17 protein-coding genes are annotated in these 17,142 nt (G+C 44.2%); 9 read left to right on the top strand and 8 right to left on the bottom strand.

The genetic code is table 11. From position 1 onward, the window contains the following. Positions 1-305 precede the first annotated feature (305 nt). The 3 genes from MCG98_RS15400 (at position 306) to MCG98_RS15390 (ending at position 2,768) form a co-directional block, all read left to right on the top strand. A complete protein-coding gene (locus tag MCG98_RS15400; RefSeq protein ID WP_240302772.1) occupies positions 306-1,157 on the top strand; it encodes a hypothetical protein in 852 nt (283 codons plus the stop codon). Continuing rightward, positions 1,154-1,678, top strand: a complete 525-nt coding sequence (locus MCG98_RS15395; RefSeq protein ID WP_240302771.1) for a hypothetical protein — start codon at positions 1,154-1,156, stop codon at positions 1,676-1,678. The genes MCG98_RS15400 and MCG98_RS15395 overlap by 4 nt, the downstream gene beginning before the upstream one ends. Before the next feature lie 838 nt (positions 1,679-2,516). Then, positions 2,517-2,768 (top strand): hypothetical protein, encoded by a 252-nt coding sequence (locus MCG98_RS15390; protein ID WP_240302770.1) that lies wholly within the window; start codon positions 2,517-2,519, stop codon positions 2,766-2,768. Between the two features lie 245 nt (positions 2,769-3,013). On the opposite strand, the gene MCG98_RS15385 is transcribed toward MCG98_RS15390, so the two are convergent. The 6 genes from MCG98_RS15385 to MCG98_RS15360 all read right to left on the bottom strand — a co-directional run bounded on the left by MCG98_RS15385 (position 3,014) and on the right by MCG98_RS15360 (position 8,912). After that, a complete protein-coding gene (locus MCG98_RS15385; RefSeq protein ID WP_240302769.1) occupies positions 3,014-5,614 on the bottom strand; it encodes an FtsX-like permease family protein in 2,601 nt (866 codons plus the stop codon). Next, positions 5,611-6,300 (bottom strand): ABC transporter ATP-binding protein, encoded by a 690-nt coding sequence (locus MCG98_RS15380; RefSeq protein WP_240302768.1) that lies wholly within the window; start codon positions 6,298-6,300, stop codon positions 5,611-5,613. The genes MCG98_RS15385 and MCG98_RS15380 overlap by 4 nt, the downstream gene beginning before the upstream one ends. An 84-nt stretch (positions 6,301-6,384) precedes the next feature. Beyond that, on the bottom strand, positions 6,385-7,374 hold the full coding sequence (locus MCG98_RS15375; RefSeq protein WP_240302767.1) for a HAMP domain-containing sensor histidine kinase: 990 nt from the start codon (positions 7,372-7,374) through the stop codon (positions 6,385-6,387). After that, positions 7,361-8,047 (bottom strand): response regulator transcription factor, encoded by a 687-nt coding sequence (locus MCG98_RS15370; protein WP_240302766.1) that lies wholly within the window; start codon positions 8,045-8,047, stop codon positions 7,361-7,363. The genes MCG98_RS15375 and MCG98_RS15370 overlap by 14 nt, the downstream gene beginning before the upstream one ends. A 186-nt stretch (positions 8,048-8,233) precedes the next feature. After that, positions 8,234-8,569, bottom strand: coding sequence for a sporulation initiation factor Spo0A C-terminal domain-containing protein (locus MCG98_RS15365; protein ID WP_240302765.1), 336 nt, complete (start codon positions 8,567-8,569; stop codon positions 8,234-8,236). Positions 8,570-8,723: 154 nt separating this feature from the next. Next, positions 8,724-8,912: a hypothetical protein gene (locus tag MCG98_RS15360; RefSeq protein ID WP_240302764.1), complete on the bottom strand. Its 189-nt coding sequence runs from the start codon at positions 8,910-8,912 to the stop codon at positions 8,724-8,726. A gap of 273 nt (positions 8,913-9,185) precedes the next feature. On the opposite strand from MCG98_RS15360, the gene MCG98_RS15355 reads away from it, so the two are divergent. The 4 genes from MCG98_RS15355 (at position 9,186) to MCG98_RS15340 (ending at position 13,239) form a co-directional block, all read left to right on the top strand. Next, positions 9,186-10,640, top strand: coding sequence for a sodium:alanine symporter family protein (locus tag MCG98_RS15355; protein ID WP_240302763.1), 1,455 nt, complete (start codon positions 9,186-9,188; stop codon positions 10,638-10,640). Positions 10,641-10,723: 83 nt separating this feature from the next. Continuing rightward, positions 10,724-11,464: a tRNA pseudouridine(38-40) synthase TruA gene (gene truA / locus MCG98_RS15350; protein ID WP_240302762.1), complete on the top strand. Its 741-nt coding sequence runs from the start codon at positions 10,724-10,726 to the stop codon at positions 11,462-11,464. Continuing rightward, positions 11,454-12,560 carry a UDP-galactopyranose mutase gene (gene glf, locus MCG98_RS15345; RefSeq protein WP_240302761.1) on the top strand — a complete coding sequence of 369 codons (1,107 nt, stop codon included), beginning with the start codon at positions 11,454-11,456 and terminating at the stop codon, positions 12,558-12,560. Before truA ends, glf begins: the two co-directional genes overlap by 11 nt. Positions 12,561-12,573: 13 nt before the next feature. After that, positions 12,574-13,239 carry a DUF6553 family protein gene (locus tag MCG98_RS15340; protein ID WP_240302760.1) on the top strand — a complete coding sequence of 222 codons (666 nt, stop codon included), beginning with the start codon at positions 12,574-12,576 and terminating at the stop codon, positions 13,237-13,239. A 75-nt stretch (positions 13,240-13,314) separates the two neighbouring features. On the opposite strand, the gene MCG98_RS15335 is transcribed toward MCG98_RS15340, so the two are convergent. Continuing rightward, positions 13,315-14,379, bottom strand: a complete 1,065-nt coding sequence (locus MCG98_RS15335; RefSeq protein ID WP_240302759.1) for a PTS sugar transporter subunit IIC — start codon at positions 14,377-14,379, stop codon at positions 13,315-13,317. Positions 14,380-14,400: 21 nt separating this feature from the next. Further along, complete coding sequence (locus tag MCG98_RS15330) at positions 14,401-14,877, bottom strand: S-ribosylhomocysteine lyase (RefSeq protein WP_240302758.1); 477 nt, start codon at positions 14,875-14,877, stop codon at positions 14,401-14,403. A gap of 160 nt (positions 14,878-15,037) precedes the next feature. On the opposite strand from MCG98_RS15330, the gene trpS reads away from it, so the two are divergent. Next, complete coding sequence (trpS, locus tag MCG98_RS15325) at positions 15,038-16,042, top strand: tryptophan--tRNA ligase (protein ID WP_240302757.1); 1,005 nt, start codon at positions 15,038-15,040, stop codon at positions 16,040-16,042. Between the two features lie 399 nt (positions 16,043-16,441). Further along, positions 16,442-17,131, top strand: a complete 690-nt coding sequence (locus MCG98_RS15320) for a F0F1 ATP synthase subunit A (RefSeq protein ID WP_240302756.1) — start codon at positions 16,442-16,444, stop codon at positions 17,129-17,131. Positions 17,132-17,142: the final 11 nt, after the last annotated feature.

The following is a 17,142-nucleotide window of genomic DNA, read 5'->3' as shown; positions in this document are numbered from 1 at the left end:
AATATACTCGCGAAAAAACAATAAGGCATTCTAAAATAATTATATAAACCAAATTAGCAATGTGATATAATGATTTTGTAAATAAAATATATAAAAACAGAATATGAAACACCCAAATTTACGGCAATCCGGTGAGAATCCGGAACGACAGCTCTGTATTGGAAGGAACATACTTCCTAAGTCAGAATGCTAATGGCAATGCGCCAGTCTGTGAATTTGGGTGTTTTTTTGATTATGAGGGAGGTGTGTAGAAACTAAAGGCTTGATACAAAAAATTAATATACATTTTACAAGGAGGATTGCATATGAAAAAAATTATAAGCTTTGTTTTGGTATTTGCTACTATGATGGGTACAGCTGTTTTGTGTGCTGCTGACGATTTAAGTTATCAGGAAAAATATGACGCTTTACTAGAATGCGGAGTACCAGAAGAGAATTTAGTATTACTAGAGGATAGAATTGACATATTGTATGATGAGATATGTATTCAGGGTTTTGAGTTTTTATGGGATTATGAAGAAGTAGTGAAAGATTTTAAGATAGAAAATCCACTAACGCGTGGAACAATTGAATCTAATAAGCTGAAACTTTCAATAGGTGGCAGCATGAGGGTAGAAAGAATCGTAGAGGGTAGACCCATATACAAAATTCTCGAAAACAATGCTATTATTTCATGGAAATGGCAAAATCCATTTCCGTTAATGACGAACGAAGATGCTCTGAATTTTAATTGGGATTCTCAACTTTTTTCAATGAATAATTATTCATTGAAAAAATGCTTTTATCAGAATGATAAAGAATACATACAGTGGACAAGAGACTATCCAGCGAAAACTGCCCAAGGCGGAGTTGGAGATTATATCGATATGCAAGAAGATAGCTTCCTCCAAACTGGAGGGAAAATGTATGTCTATTTAGTTCCAAATGAACCTCTGTATTCAGCAGGAGGCGGAATTGGCGGAGGAAGCAACGCTCACAGAACACAATTTAATGCTAATTATGCTCATGATGGAAATCCGATAGGCATTCCACATGCTAGTATTGGAATGAACATATTACCAAATTTGAGCATTGAGCTTAATGGAGACTTGTTCACAGATTATATGGGGGCTTTCACCACAATGGAATACTCATTATGGGAAGAATTACCAATATGAAAAAAGTAATTTGTTTTATATCTGGAATCATATACATTTTAGCAAAGTGGATTTTGTATTTCGAGCTATTAAATAGTCAAATAATAACTGATGCTTTAAGAGGATTATATATACTGAGTTTTGCTGCATTATTGATAGTACCTTTATTGTTGATTCGAGAAACGATAGTAACCAGAAACTGTACTTGTTTGAGAAAATATTGGTTATTAGTCATTGTATATTTTGGAATATTGGCTTTTACATTTTATTGTAACAGCTTTTCCTATCGGATTTTCCATAAAGTAATGACATCCGAGAAATACATCGAGGACGGAAATTATGTGGTGGTATTTAAGTATTCTACAGATACGGAGAATATGACTGAAAGCAGAATCACCATGCGCTGCCCTAAACAAACCTATGAGTTGCTTTATCAGGGGGTCACATTAATAGGTGCAGGTTGCTTAGATAATGGTGACGGGACAGCTGTACTAAAAGATTTTGCAGGAGTGGTTTACGAAGTAAGCGAAGAAAATGCATAAAAACAGAATCTAATCACCTAAATTTAAAGCGATTTGCGACGATAAAAGACCCGAAGAGTGCAGGGTGTAACAAGTCCTCAGAGCGCCATTATATGTTTATTCGCGATTTGCAACTCATTTGAACAGTACCAAGAAATACACTCGTAATACACAATGATACCAACAAAGTACAGTATCCTGTTAGTTGCAGATGCGGCGGCGAAGCTGGTAGGATGAATAGTGAAAAGAGTATAATCAGAATGTACAAATATGGGCATGGTTTCCTGATGGGAGCCATGCCCTGAATTTGTTGGAATCTAAGATCATTCATGGACAGCCGGGGATTTGTTTCAGAAGTACTGTGTCTGCTTACCGTATAAGTATGTTTGTAATAGTGTAAATATATTTATAAAAAACAGTGAGTTATATGAAAAGAATGATATAAAATGTTATAGCAGTGTGATAAAATAAAATCATATTATAAAAATGAAATATTTAATTATCCAAATTTACGGCAATCCGGTGAGAACCCGGAACGACAGCTCTGTATTGGAAGACACATACTTCCTGAGTCAGAATGCTAAGAACTGTCTGTCAGTCTGTAATTTTGGGTAATTTTTTGGTTTTTAAGGGGGGATGGAAACTAATTTGAGCATTGCTGTATTATTCATCATACTGTTATTGTTGATTCGGGAGATGACAGCAACCAGAAACAAATATCAGCGGTTATATTTTAGTATGACAGTCGCTCTTACCGAGGGATGGTGCAACGGAATCTGTTTTTTGCGGCTCTCTTTTCTGGGGTCTGCATTGAAAACGTAAATCGCAGTGGATATCGATGTATGGGAGCTATGTTCGGATGATTGTGATTGCGCCTGTGATGACTTTCCTGCAGGCACTGCTGCTGGAAGTCTGTTCAAAAAATTTAAAAAAACCTGTTAATACTATGATTTTGCAGATGACAATGGCAATTATCCTGATAAATGGCTGGCTTATGGGAAATTGGTATGTCGGAGGCTTTGGAGTTATTACGGGCATAGGACTGGCGGTACATAATTACAAAAGTAGAAAGTGTGCTTATCAAAATGAAAAGAATAAATACTCTTTTTGAAGCGGTAGTGGTTATAGCGATAGTGTGTGTTGCACTGGATATATCTAATGTATATCAATCTTTTTTCTTTAAAGTAAGTACTACTGTGTTACTTATATTTATTGGTTATACGTTAAGAGAGATATTAATATTTCTTACCAAAACTAAAAAGTAAAATAAAAGGGCACCTGAAAACCAACCATATAGTGCGAGCATCTCATCTCGCATGCGGCTGGTTTTCGGATGCCTTATTTCTGGGCTTTACATCAGGTCATATCATCGCGAAGCGCGTCAATGATATTTTCCTTTTTAATCCTGCTGACCGCATACAGCATCGTGATAAACACCACGAAGAACACGCTGAACGCACTGATCAAAAGACTGCCCCACGGGAATATATAATCGATCTCGGCCCCGCCTATAAACATGCCCTTGAAGATCAGCCAGGAGCAGACTGACGCTATGGGAAGTCCGAACAGCAGTGCCCTCATGCCGTAAAAAGCACACTCAAAATTCATCATTTTCTGGAAATCGCGTTCCGACATTCCCACGGAGCGAAGCATCGCAAGTTCCCGCCTGCGCAGTTTGATATTCGTGGAAATCGTATTAAACACGTTGGCAATGGCGATCAGTGAGATCATGATGACGAATACATAGGTGAACACGTTGGCTATAAATATCATACTGCGGTTCTCTTCGAGCATCTCAGACACATTGTAAAGTGTATAATCAGCTGTAATTCCTCCGCCCTGAATCAGACTTTCCATTTCCGCCGCCGACTGGGAAGGCTTTTCGGACCGGAAAGTCATGCCTTTCATATTAACACAGGCGTCGTCGGGCACAAGCTTTTCCCTGAGCGAGTAGGGCGCAATTACCATCAACATGTATGGTTTTGTCACAGACGGTCTTGAAGGGTCCGGGATGATATCGGGAGGTACGGTGTTAACAAATGTCACGCTTACGTTTTGTTTATGTTCCATTAATTTCCTGTCGCTTGTCTGGGGCGAAACTGCAAAATCCATGGAAGGACTCGTGAACATATCCATGGTTTTGTCAATCTCTTCGTGCTGCCCGTCTTTCATGTTCTGAACTGCGGCAACCGCGATTGTTTTCGCATTTTCTCCAAAATACTCCTCCGGCGTCAGGTCCAGACTTTTCAGCATATTCATATAGGTACTGTCATCAAGAAACTGGAAATCCATTGTCAGTGGGATCGATTCGTCTGAAGCGGACAATCCTGTGTATGTTAAATAATCTTCTGTGAGATCACTCGCCTTTACCTCACATGAACAGACCAGATTTGCCTGATACGAACTTTCATAGACACCGTCGGCCGTTTTCAGCATGTCGTACAGCCGCAGCATTTCACTGTCTTTAAGGTCCGGCGTGGCAAGAGCAATATCATAAGTAGTAGCCACGTTTGCCTGTTTCGATGCCCCTTTCAGTGTTGCGCCAAAAGAATTTCCGGAGACAAACAGCACGACGCTTAATACAAGGGAGAGTACGATACTGCGGTAGCGCTTCTTATTTCTCTTGAAGTTCTTTAATGCCAGAGTTCCTTCCAGACCGAAGATACGCTGTACGAGTTTTGAGGTTTTTACGTCCCCACCTTCGATTTTAACCTCGTTGGTCTGACGAATACTCTCCATAACGGGAGTGTTTGCAGCTTTTCGGGCCGGGATATAGGCGGAGATCAGGATGGTGACCATGCTGACCGCTGCCGCAGCAACAATTGCAGGAAGAGATACCGACAAGGTTAGAGGTACATTGCTGTACATCAGGTTTCCGAAGTTAGCCGCCACAATGGAAATAACAAGCCTCATACTGGCTATGCCGGTTAAAACGCCAATGGGGATGCCGACTGCACCAATGCAAAGACCCTCGAACAGGACGGAGTTTTTCAGCTGTTTCGCTGTGGCTCCAACAGACGAGAGAATCCCGAACTGGTGTGTGCGTTCATTCAGTGAGATGGTAAACGCATTATAAATAAGGAAGACAGACCCGATCATGATGATGGTTATTACGATTCCTCCAACTGTGTACAGAAGCATATTGAATATGTTATCATTTGAAAGCCCCATGAAACGAAGCACATTGTCGTTCGGGACATAAGATCCTGTCCCCCCTGTGCTGTCCGCATAATTCCGGACTCCGCGAGGGTTTGCAAGTGTGATAAATACGCTGTAACTGTCAGCGGTGACCGCCGGATCCGCCTTTGTGATCACGGTATAGCCCGGTGCGGAATACTCTTCAAAGGCGGGTCTTTGGCAGATCCCGACAACCGTGTAAGCTTTCTCGGAGTCTGGAATGAAAGTTTCTTTTTCGCCGCCGGATTCGCCGCCTGACATATAAGGGGTGTGCTGCCACAGGAGCTCATTTCCATTCATGCGGTTACCGACAGCAAGTGTCAGTGTATCACCCACCGCGTATTTCACACCGCCATTTGCAGCAACGCTCGCAGATATAAGAATCTCATCGCTGTTTTCGGGCAGTCTGCCGGACAGAAGGTTGATGGGCAGGGTGACAAAAGCTTCCTCGCTGAATCCAGCGATAAACAGATAGGGTTTATCCGGGTTTTTCCCGCCTTTCAGAAGCGCATAGCCGATATTCTGGAATGATGCAGTGCTGGCAACACCCTCATCGCGGGCACGCTCCTGTACAAAAGAAGAATCAACATCTGAAAAACCGACATGCCAGTCTCCGTATTTTATGATCGCCCCCCTGGTGGCATAATTCAGCAGGGAAACACCAAAAGTGGCGACCGCTGTGATCATGGCGGACGACAGTACAACTCCGATCACCGTTACGATCGTCCGTGTACGGCTTTTTTTCATGCTCTGCAGGGTGACTTTGTTGAAAATATTCATGGACGTGTCACCGTCCTCTCGTCCCTCGTCACTTTGCCGTCTGATATGCAGATAATGCGGTCTGCCTGCAGGGCGATATTTTCATCATGCGTGACAAGGATAAGCGTCTGCCGGTATTTCTTCTGACTTAATTTCAGCAGGTTTATGATCTCATGACCGTTTCTGCTGTCCAGGCTGCCCGTGGGTTCGTCCGCCAGCATGACCTGGGGTGCATTCATCAGGGCACGCCCTATTGAAACGCGCTGCTGCTGACCACCTGAAAGCTGATTCGGCAGATGTGTTTTGCGGTCCTCAAGTCCCAGCAGCTCCAATAATTCATCCAGTCGTTTTCTGTTGACTGTTCTCTTGTCCATCAGTATGGGAAGGGTGATGTTTTCCACGACATTCAGAGTAGGAATGAGGTTGTGAAACTGATAGATCAGTCCGACCTGCCGTCTGCGGAAAACAGCAAGCTTTTCGTTGCTCTGTGCATATACATCCTGCCCGTTCAGATATACCTTTCCGCCTGTTGGCACATCCACACCGCCGATAATGTGAAGCAACGTGGATTTACCGGAGCCGGAGGAACCAATGATTGCGGTGAATTCCCCTTTGTTGATGGTGAGGGATACGTTGTCAAGCGCCGTAACCTGATTTTCACCGCTGCCGTAAACCTTACATAGATTTTCAATTTTTAAAAACTCCATTATGTGAGTCTCCTTTCTCATGTAGTCTACCCATATAATAGAACCTCCAGCTTACATCCCGGTGACTTCCAGGTGAGAGATCTGTCACTTTGGAAAACGGATGGCAAATACAGCTCCGCCGTGCGGATGGTTTTTTGCGTTAATAGTTCCACCCTGGCGTGCTATGATCATTCTGCAGAGTGCCAGTCCAATTCCGTATCCTGCAGCGTCTGTGTTTTTACCGCGATAGAACCTGTCAAACAGACACGGTAAATCTTCTTTCTCAAATCCCGGACCGCTGTCATGAATGGTAATCTCGGTATATAACACAGTGTCATTATAGGTGATTTCGATCTTTCCGTTATCACCTGAGCTTTCCATGCAGTTTTTGAGGATATTTTGGACTGCCTCCGAAAGCCATGCTGAATCACCGCAGATCACGATCCCTTTTGGCACAGTTGTCTGAAGTGTAATATTGTGCAGCTCCATCGGGATCAGAAACGGACGAAGTGAGGCGTAGATCAGTTTGTCTACCTCTACCTGTTCACTTTGGAATAACACAACACCTGCATCCAGGCGGGATAATTTGAGAAGGGAAGTGATCAGCCAATCCATTCGCACCAGTAATTCCTCTGCCTCCCGCATCAAGGCTTTCCGCTTGTCTTCATCAGATTCATTCTCTGACAATGACAGAATAAGATTCGCAGAGGTTAGCGGAGTGCGGAGCTGGTGAGCGATATCGGCCAGTGAATCGGCAAGATGTTTTTTTTCTTTTTTTAACGCCTCATTTTGTTCCCGGATACGCAGCGTCATCTTTGTTATCTCGCTCTGCAGGATGGAAAGTTCGCCCTCATTTGATTCACCAATGTAGAGATGATCAGCATTATGGAGGACAAGATCGATCTGATCTGAAAGCTGTGAAATGCTGTTGTATCGGGCTTTGGTAAATATGCAAAATACTGTTCCGAAGGCGGCGGCAGCGGAGGCGGCAAGGATTCCTGCCGCCATATTGATCGCAAAACCAAGTGATACAGCGGTGGCTGTCATTAATAAGAACAAAACTGCAAATTGACGAAACTCTTTATTCCGAAGCATGGCTGCCTCCCAGTCGATACCCCGTCCCGCGAACAGTCAGAATAATCTGCGGGTTTGCGGGATCATCCTCTATCTTCTCCCTCAGGCGTTTGATGTATACTGTCAGGGTATTATCATTGACAAATTCACCCGCGGCATCCCACAATTCGTCAAGCAGCCTGCCTCTCGTGATAATGTTTTTCGAATTGCTGATAAACACCAGCAGCAGCCGGTATTCTAAAGCTGAGAGAAAAACTTCGCTGTCATTTTTCTTCACAACACCGCTTGTCGTATCGACATGAAGCCCACAGATTTCAAAAACTGAACCTAAGCGCCCACTTTTTCGCAGAGCAGTTTTGATTCTCGCAACCAATTCACGCGGGCGAAAAGGTTTGGTGATGTAGTCATCCGCACCCATGTTCAGTCCGGTGACAACACTCGCCTCATCACCGGAGGCTGTCAGAAAGATAACGGGAATCTCCTGCTTTTCTTTAATCGCTGTGCAGACTGTGAAACCGTTTCCGTCCGGCAGGGAAATATCAACCAGAGCCAGGTCATATTTGGTTCCGGTAAGTGCAGCAATGGCCTCACTGCGCGTTGCTGCATGCGTGACTGTAAAACCTTCCGAGCGGAGCAGAAGCATCAGATTCCTTGCAATCGCCTTATCATCCTCGACTAAAAATATCTGTTTCATTTCTATATCCCCCTTGATCTGTATAGTTGCCGTTCTATAATCAGAACCCTCCTTTTTCCTTTATCATATTTCTTTTCAGTAAAATATACAAGCCGGTACAGCCGTTTTTCAATCTGAAACAGGTTTTGATATGAGGTTCGGCGTACGAAAAGAATACCCCCGGCGGATACCGGGGGATTAATCTTTTTAAATTTTATTCGTGCTTTTTTCGAGATGATGATATAATATCGCGATGAATTCTCCGACAGCAGGGCATTGCTCCAGATGATAACCGGCAATATTGTGCAGGAGGTCTCTGTTGCCATAATTCCAGCATGCTGTTACAACTGTGCGCAGCGCCCGCTCCACGCTGCTTCGAGTCTTGCCAAAATGTTTCGCGACGTCACCGTACAGCCATTTCCAGACAAACAAGATATAGTTTTCGTCTTTGAGGCAGAGCAGCAGAGCATAGCGTAAATATTGATATCCAATATAAGTTGCCCTGATGCCAAGAGAATGAATAAGTTCTGTAATTTCTTTCATAACGAATCTCCTTTGATTTTTTCTCGCTCTTATTTTAAATCAGTCCATGTAAAATTTAAGAATGCCGTATAAAATAGACACTATTTGACATAATTTTACATTTTTTGAGCGTGTAAAAAATTATAAAGAGAACGTAAACATGTAGAAATAAATTTCAGAAGTTTGAAATACTTTTGATAATTTTGTTATAAAGTTCCTGCTTGGCAGCCGAGTCAGTCGGAATATCAGTATGTTCGATAGCTTTTTCGATTTCAGCGGCTTCCTGAAAAAGTTCCCTGAGAACCATTTCATGAATTCTATTGTCTGCCTGCAGATTTTTTTTCATTTTTTTCTTTTGACGCATATTCAAGAAATCACCCCTTTAAAAATTGTACCATAATGAGATGAAAATGATTATGGAAATACATGGTAATTTATAAGCATATTACGCAGTATAAAGTTTGGCATCAAATAAGCCGTAATAATTGTGGATGGCAGAAATAAGTTCTTGACATGATTTTACAAGATTAATATAATGAAAAGGATAACAACGGCTTAGATACGTTGTTTTTTTAAATTTACAGGAAATTCCTGCAGATTTTTTATCAAATGAGGAAAAATTAAGGAGATACAAGAGATGGATTCACAGCTGTTATTGGAAAAAGTGGGGGCGGTTCTAAAAAACATCGACGATGTTGTCTGGGGACCGGTTATGCTGGTACTGCTGGTAGGAACCGGCATTATTCTGACTGTCCGGACTGGATTTCTTCCAATAAGAAATCTGGGTTACGCGCTGCGCAGCGTGCTGAGCAAGGAAGCCAGAACAAAGAAAGGGGAAGGAGATATCTCTCCGTTCTCTGCGCTTACCACAGCTTTGGCTGCGACGATTGGAACGGGTAACATTGTCGGTGTTGCTACAGCCATGGTGCTCGGAGGACCTGGGGCTTTGGTATGGATGTGGATATCCGCATTTTTCGGAATGGCATCCAAATTTTCAGAATGTATGCTCTCGATCAAATACCGGGAAGTCAATGAGAACGGAGAGATGTCCGGCGGACCGATGTATACGCTGCGCCATGCCTTTAAACATAAAAAGGTGGGAGCAGCGCTGGGATTTATGTTTGCACTGTTTACTGTGCTGGCTTCTTTTGGAATCGGTAACCTGACACAGGCAAATTCCATATCTTCCGCTCTTCAGAATACTTTTCAGGTTCCGGTTGTGATCAGCGGGGTGGTTATTACCGTTCTTGCACTGCTTATCATCGTCGGCGGAATTAAAAGCATATCAAAAGTGTCACAGGTTGTTGTGCCGTGCATGGCTGTATTCTATGTGGTCGCAGGGCTTATTGTAATACTGATCAATGTTAAAAATGTACCGTCCGGCGTTGTACAGATCTTCTCAATGGCGTTTAATCCCAAGGCGGCTGCAGGAGGAGTCGGCGGTGTCGTTGTCGCATCGGTGATGCAGTCTGTGCGCTGGGGCGTTGCACGCGGAGTGTTCTCGAATGAGGCAGGCCTTGGTTCGGCTGCCATAACGGCGGCAGCTGCAACAACAGACAGTCCGGTAAAACAGGGATATGTCAACATGACAGGAACCTTTTTTGATACCATTGTGGTATGTACGATCACGGGCCTTGCCATTGCAAGTTCCGGGGTTCTGGGGACGATCGATCCGGCGACGGGTGAGCTGATGACCGGTGCCGCACTGACGATCGCGGCATTTTCGAGCGCACTCGGAGAAGCAGGCGGTATCCTGGTCTGCATCGGGATTGCACTCTTTGCGTTCTCTACAATACTCGGCTGGGAATACCATGGAGAGAAGGCATTTGAATATCTTGTGAAGAAACCGAAATACTGTTATATCTACAGAGTCATATTTTCTCTCGTTGCGTATATCGGCGCAACAACGACACTGCAGATCGTCTGGGATTTTTCGGACATTGCAAACGGACTGATGGCGATACCGAACCTGATCTGTCTTATCGCCATGAGCGGTGTCGTGGCCAGGGAGATGAAGGCGTATCAGAAAGTGATAGAAAAGGAAAAAGAAGACAGGAAAAAGGCTGCTCTGCAGAGAAAGATGGGACTGTGAGCCTTATCGCCGCAGGGAAAAGGTTGTGAAATTCACTAAGAATGGGTTTCACAACCTTCTTTGTTTATGCTATAATAAGGGCTATGAATTGTAAAATTATGATACAATATGACGGAACACGTTATGATGGATGGCAGCGGCAGGGAAATACAGACAATACCATACAGGGGAAACTGGAAAAAATTCTGACCAGAATGAGCGGATATCCGATTGAGATACACGGTGCAGGGAGGACAGACGCCGGTGTACATGCGCTTGGACAGACTGCCAATTTTCATTTGACAGAACGAGCAGACCCTGTGCAGATAAAAATGTATTTAAATCAGTATCTGCCGGATGATATTGAAGTTACGGACGTATCTGAGGTGCCGGACAGGTTTCACAGCAGGCTGAATGCCTGTGACAAAACGTATGCTTACCGTATCGGGACAGATGAATTTAAAGCGGTATTTGAGAGGAAGTACCGTTATCATTACGGAGAGCATCTGGATGTGAGTATGATGAAAAAAGCAGCGTCCTATTGCCTCGGCACACATGATTTTAAAGGATTCTGCGGGAATAAACGGATAAAGAAATCGACGGTGCGGACGCTTGAAGAGATTTGTTTTGAACAAAAGGAACATGATCTTGTGATTTCATATACAGGAAATGGTTTTCTGTATCACATGGTTCGCATATTGACAGGAACACTGATAGAGATCGGCGGAGGGAAACGGCCGCCGGAAGACATAAAAAAGATACTGGAGGAAAAAAATCGCCAGCTGGCAGGGTTCACTGCTCCGGCAATGGGGCTGACGCTGCTTCGGGTGCGATATGAAAAATAACATGTATGATTATCTGATTGTCGGTGCGGGACTGTTTGGATGTGTTTTCGCACATGAGGCGAAGAAGAAAGGGAAACGCTGTCTGGTCGTTGACAGGCGGAATCACATCGGAGGAAACATTTACACAGAGGAAGTAGATGGGATTGCAGTACACCGGTATGGGGCACATATCTTTCATACGTCAAACCGTGATATCTGGGACTATGTGCAGCAGTTTGTAACATTTAATCATTTTATCAATGCACCGGTCGCAGTCTACAGGGATGAGATTTACAATCTTCCTTTTAATATGAATACCTTCAGCAGAATGTGGAATATCAGAACACCGCAGGAGGCGAAAGCGAAAATAGCGGAACAGATCGCACAGCTGTTGATCATGGAACCCCGGAATCTGGAAGAACAGGCACTCTCACTCGTAGGGCGCGATGTCTACGAAAAGCTTATCAAAGGCTATACAGAGAAGCAGTGGGGACGTGATTGCAGCAGTCTTCCGGCATTTATTATCAGGCGTCTGCCTCTTAGGTTTACGTATGATAATAATTATTTTAACGACCGCTATCAGGGAATCCCTGAGGAGGGATATACTTCACTTGCAAGCCGTCTTCTTGAGGGGACAGAGGTACGTCTGAATACGGACTATAAAAGCGTGGAAGATCCGTTCAAGATTGCAGGGAAGGTTGTATATACGGGGATGATCGATGAATTTTTTGATTACCGTGCAGGCGTTCTTGAATACCGTTCCCTCAGGTTTGAGGAAGAACGGATGATGTGTGATAATTATCAGGGGAATGCCGTGGTGAATTACACAGAAAGAGAGATTCCATATACTCGCATTATTGAACATAAGCATTTTAATTTTGGAACTCAGCCTGCCACTGTGATCACAAGGGAATATCCAAAAGAGTGGAAGAAAGGTGATGAGCCTTATTATCCGATCAATGATGAGAAGAACAATCGGATTTACGAAGAATACCGCAAACTGGCATCCCACAGGGAACGCCTGATTTTCGGCGGAAGACTGGGCATGTATCAATACTATGATATGGATAAAGTAATCGCGGCGGCACTTGAGGCAGTGAGACTGGAGTTTAGATAGGAGACGGAGAAAAATGGATTTAGCAAAAGTAAAAGAACAAAAGCAGATGAGAACCCAGGCAGAAGAAAAGAAAGAAGTGCGGGAGATGAAGTGGCCGGACGATTATTACAGTACAACAGATGCTGATAAGCGTAAAGACCTGCTGGAATATGCCATCGGACAGGGCCTGGAGCCGGAGAAAAACAAAATCCGCATGGAACTTTGGGAAAAACGCTACGGCGTAAAAGCGGGAGTGGATCAATTTCTGGCAGCATGGATTAATCTGATCTACTACTCCAACATAGTAAAAGGAAAACGGATCGCGAGATGGCACAAAAAAGAGATTGATAAACTGATTGGCAGTATGTGTTTTGATATTGTGGAACGGGATGGGGAAGCGGCAGAAGAGCTTCTGTATCTGGAGTTTTATCATATGCTGGATTTCTATATGGATATCTGCCAGACTGACAAAAAATATACGGGAATTATTCTGGGACTGGGAACGATGAGTCAGGACCGCGTGGTTCAGAAAATAGCGACGGAGTTTTACCGTGTAGCATACTGTGTGCCGGATATGATAAAGAGTATGGGAGAGTATGATATCGTCAGACGGGCAGTGCTTGACTGTTTTGCAGCCAAGTTTCCAAACAATGCAGGTGCGATCGAAGAACTGGTCAGAACTGAGGAGGAACTTGGGTAAGTAAATACGCATGAAAAAAGGACTGCATGGATGCAGCCCTTTTTTCGTGCTATAGGATACTCTGTTATTTAATAATTAAAGGTCAAGCTTCATATCGCCATATTTGATCCAGCCCTTTTTGCGCATCAGCTCCGAGATCAGCAGAGTCACAGCCGCTGGAAGCAGGATCTGGATGACGAGAATCTTAAACAGCACAAGACCCGGGCTTTCAGCGGCGGTCATAACCTGCCATGTCATAATCTGACCGACCAGGCCGGCTGTTCCCATACCGGAACCTGTTGCGTTGCTTGTCATACGGAAAACCAGTGTCCCAATGGGGCCGAGGATTGCACTTGAAAGGATTGCGGGAATCCAGATGACCGGTTTTTTCATGATGTTGGGAACCTGCAGCATCGAAGTGCCAAGCCCCTGTGCCAGAAGACCGCCGAGTTTGTTTTCGCGGTAACTTGCTACGGCAAAACCCACCATGTTACAGCAGCAACCGATCGTTGCAGCACCGGCAGCCAGTCCTGACAGATCCAGAATGATACCAAGGGCGGCGGAACTGATGGGGAGTGTCAGGACCATGCCCATGATAACAGATACGATGATTCCCATCAGAAGAGGCTGCTGTTCCGTCCCCCAGTTGACAAGACCGCCGAGCCATACCATAAAAGAAGAGATTGGCGGACCTACAAGGAGGCCGGCAGCGGAGCCGCTCACGATCGTGACAAATGGTGTGACGAGAATGTCGATTTTCGTCTTTCCGGATACGAGATGTCCCAGCGTGATTCCAACCATGGCGGCTATGAAAGCACCGAGCGGTTCACCGGGTCCGGCCAGTACAACGGCGCCATCTGCCATCAGGCTTCCGGCGAGAAGCTTGGACGCGAAACCGCCGACCATTCCCGCAGTGGCGGAGGACAGCGTGACAAGTGGACTTTCCTTAAATTTAATTGCCACACCGACGCCGATTCCGGCTCCCGTGACAGCTGCCGCCATTTTGCCGGTCAGGAAGAGCAGGTCACCGAACGTTCCGCCGATCAGTGTCCCGATCTGCTGGATGATGGTCCCTGTGATCAGAGTCGCAAAGAGGCCGAAAGCCATGCCGCTTAAGCCCTCGATAAATATATGATTAAATATCTGTTTTAATTTTTTCATTTGTACCCCCTCGGCATTCTCTTATGATGGATAGACAAGGCGGTCCGGTTTTATATCAGTCAGCACGTCCAGATAGCGGCGTGACCAGTATTTTGCCATATCCAGATTCATATCCAGATAATTTCCGCAGTCTCTGGCACAGGCTCCGGGTATCTCACCTTCAAAGTCTGTGACAAATTGAAAGGTATCGATCAGCAGCGGGACAATGTCAGCGGATTCGTAATCGCCGGATAACAGCAGATAAAACCCGGTACGGCAGCCCATCGGACCGACATATACAACCTTTTCCCCATAAGTTTCATGGTTTCTGAGATAAGTAGCAGCCACGTGCTCGAGCGCGTGTACTTCGGCAGTGTTCATGACCGGCTCTTCGTTGGGCGAGGTAATACGCAGATCGAAGGTGGTCACAACTTCTGATCCAATCTGGTCTTTCCGGGAAACGTATACGCCTGGCTGCAGCTTGTTATGATCAATGGAAAAGCTGGGTATTTTTTTCATGTTGAAATCTCCTTTTATGATTTATAATGTGTGATAAGTTCTGTCTTATTATATAGGGAAAATGATTCATTTTCAAGCGGGGCCTTGCTTGACTTTCCTATTTTGTGGTGATAAACTTAACAAAATAAGAAAACTTATAGAAAAACAGAGGTACTCGGACATGATAAATGATAAAAAAGTGTTGTTCAGCGGCATGCAGGCAACCGGAAATCTTACATTGGGAAATTATCTCGGCGCGCTGAAAAACTGGGTTACGCTCAGTGATGAATATGAATGCTTCTACAGTGTGGTGGATATGCATTCCATAACAGTTCGCCAGGATCCCGCAGTCCTCAGAAAGAGGGCGCGTGCACTGCTGACATTATATATCGCGGCAGGACTGGATCCAAAGAAAAACTGCATCTATTATCAGTCACACGTATCCGGTCATGCGGAACTCTCCTGGATCTTAAACTGCTTTACGTATATGGGGGAACTCAACCGCATGACGCAGTTTAAAGACAAGTCAGCAAAACATGCGGACAATATCAATGCCGGGTTATTTACATATCCGGTGCTGATGGCTGCGGATATCCTGTTGTATCAGGCGGATGTTGTACCTGTAGGTATCGATCAGATGCAGCACCTTGAGATTACAAGAGATATCGCGATGCGTTTTAATAATATTTACGGAGATGTTTTCACTGTTCCGGAAGCCTTTATCGGCAAAGTAGGGGCAAAGATCATGAGTCTGCAGGACCCCGAAAAGAAAATGTCAAAATCCGATGAGAATCCTAACGGCAGCATTTATCTGATGGATGATCCGGATACGATTATCCGGAAATGTAAACGTGCAGTCACAGATTCCGAGGCGTGTGTCGCATACCGTGCGGAACAGCCCGGAGTTAAGAATTTGATTGATATCTACTGTGCGTGCACCGGAAGGACCCCGGACGAAGCGGTAAAAGAGTTTGACGGCAAAGGCTACGGTGATTTTAAGATGGCAGTGGGCGAGGCGGTAGTCAGTGTTTTGAAGCCTCTGCAGGATGAAGTGCACCGACTGGAGCAGGATAAGGCGTATATTGATTCTATAATTAAAGAAAACGCTGAAAAAGCGAATTATTATGCAACAAAAACGCTGCGGAAGGTTCAGCGTAAAATCGGCTTTCCGGACCGCATCCGGTAAATAAAAAAGAGCAGAAATGTGTTAAGAATCCGGCATTTTTCAGAAATACTTCTGACATTGCCGGATTCTTTTTTGTCAGCATTATAATATGAAGGTTTATGATCAAAAAAGACAGCTTTTTATAGCATTCTACAAAATTTCTACCTATTATAATTGTGAAACACTGGAAAAATGTTATCGTGAGATTACCGGTCCGGGAAAAAGAGGTCATATCACACAATAAAAAATGAATAAACAATGAAATAATATATAATATAGACAAAAGAAAGGGGAGGGGAAATAAAAATGTGGGTAAACTTTAATAGTTGACGTTGTAAAAAAACAGAGTTATAGTTGATTAAATTAATTTTAATAAGAAAGGAGAGCATCTGACAGAATAAAAGAAAGGAAGCGAGAGTTATGGATAATCTGGCATCGTCCCTGTTGGAAGAGCTGAATTGTGAGACTGTATTTACAATTCCCATTTTCGGCGGGATTCCGGTGAAGGAGTCGGTGGTAGTGACCTGGATCATTATGGCGGCAGTATTGGTGCTGTGTCTGGTGCTTGTCAGAAACCTGAAGGTTCACAATCCTGGCAGGAAGCAGTTGATACTGGAATCATTTGTCAGTTGGATCAGCAGATTCTTTGAAGATATCCTGGGCAGGAGCGGCAGGCGGTATGTTCCGTATCTGATCACGGTCATTGTCTATCTGGGTATCAGTAATGTGATCGGTCTGTTTGGAATGAAGCCTCCGACCAAGGATCTGAATGTGACTGCCGCTCTGTCAGTGATGAGTATCGTTCTGATCGAGTATGCGGGTATTCACAAAAAGGGTTGGAAAGGGTGGGGCAAAAGTTTTGCCCAGCCGATTGCAATCATAGCACCAATCAATGTGCTCGAGATATTTATCCGGCCGCTGTCACTTTGTATGCGGCTTTTCGGAAATATCCTGGGAGGATTTGTTGTTATGGAGCTGCTGAAGCAGCTTCTCCCCGTACTTTTGCCGATACCGTTCAGTTTTTATTTTGATATTTTTGACGGTCTCATTCAGGCATACGTATTTGTATTTTTAACGGCATTGTTTATCAAGGAAGCAATTGAGGATTAGAAAAAGAAAAG

The organism is Ruminococcus sp. OA3 (genome assembly GCF_022440845.1).
Classification (GTDB): domain Bacteria; phylum Bacillota; class Clostridia; order Lachnospirales; family Lachnospiraceae; genus Ruminococcus_G.
This window is presented reverse-complemented; position numbering and strand designations above follow the sequence as displayed.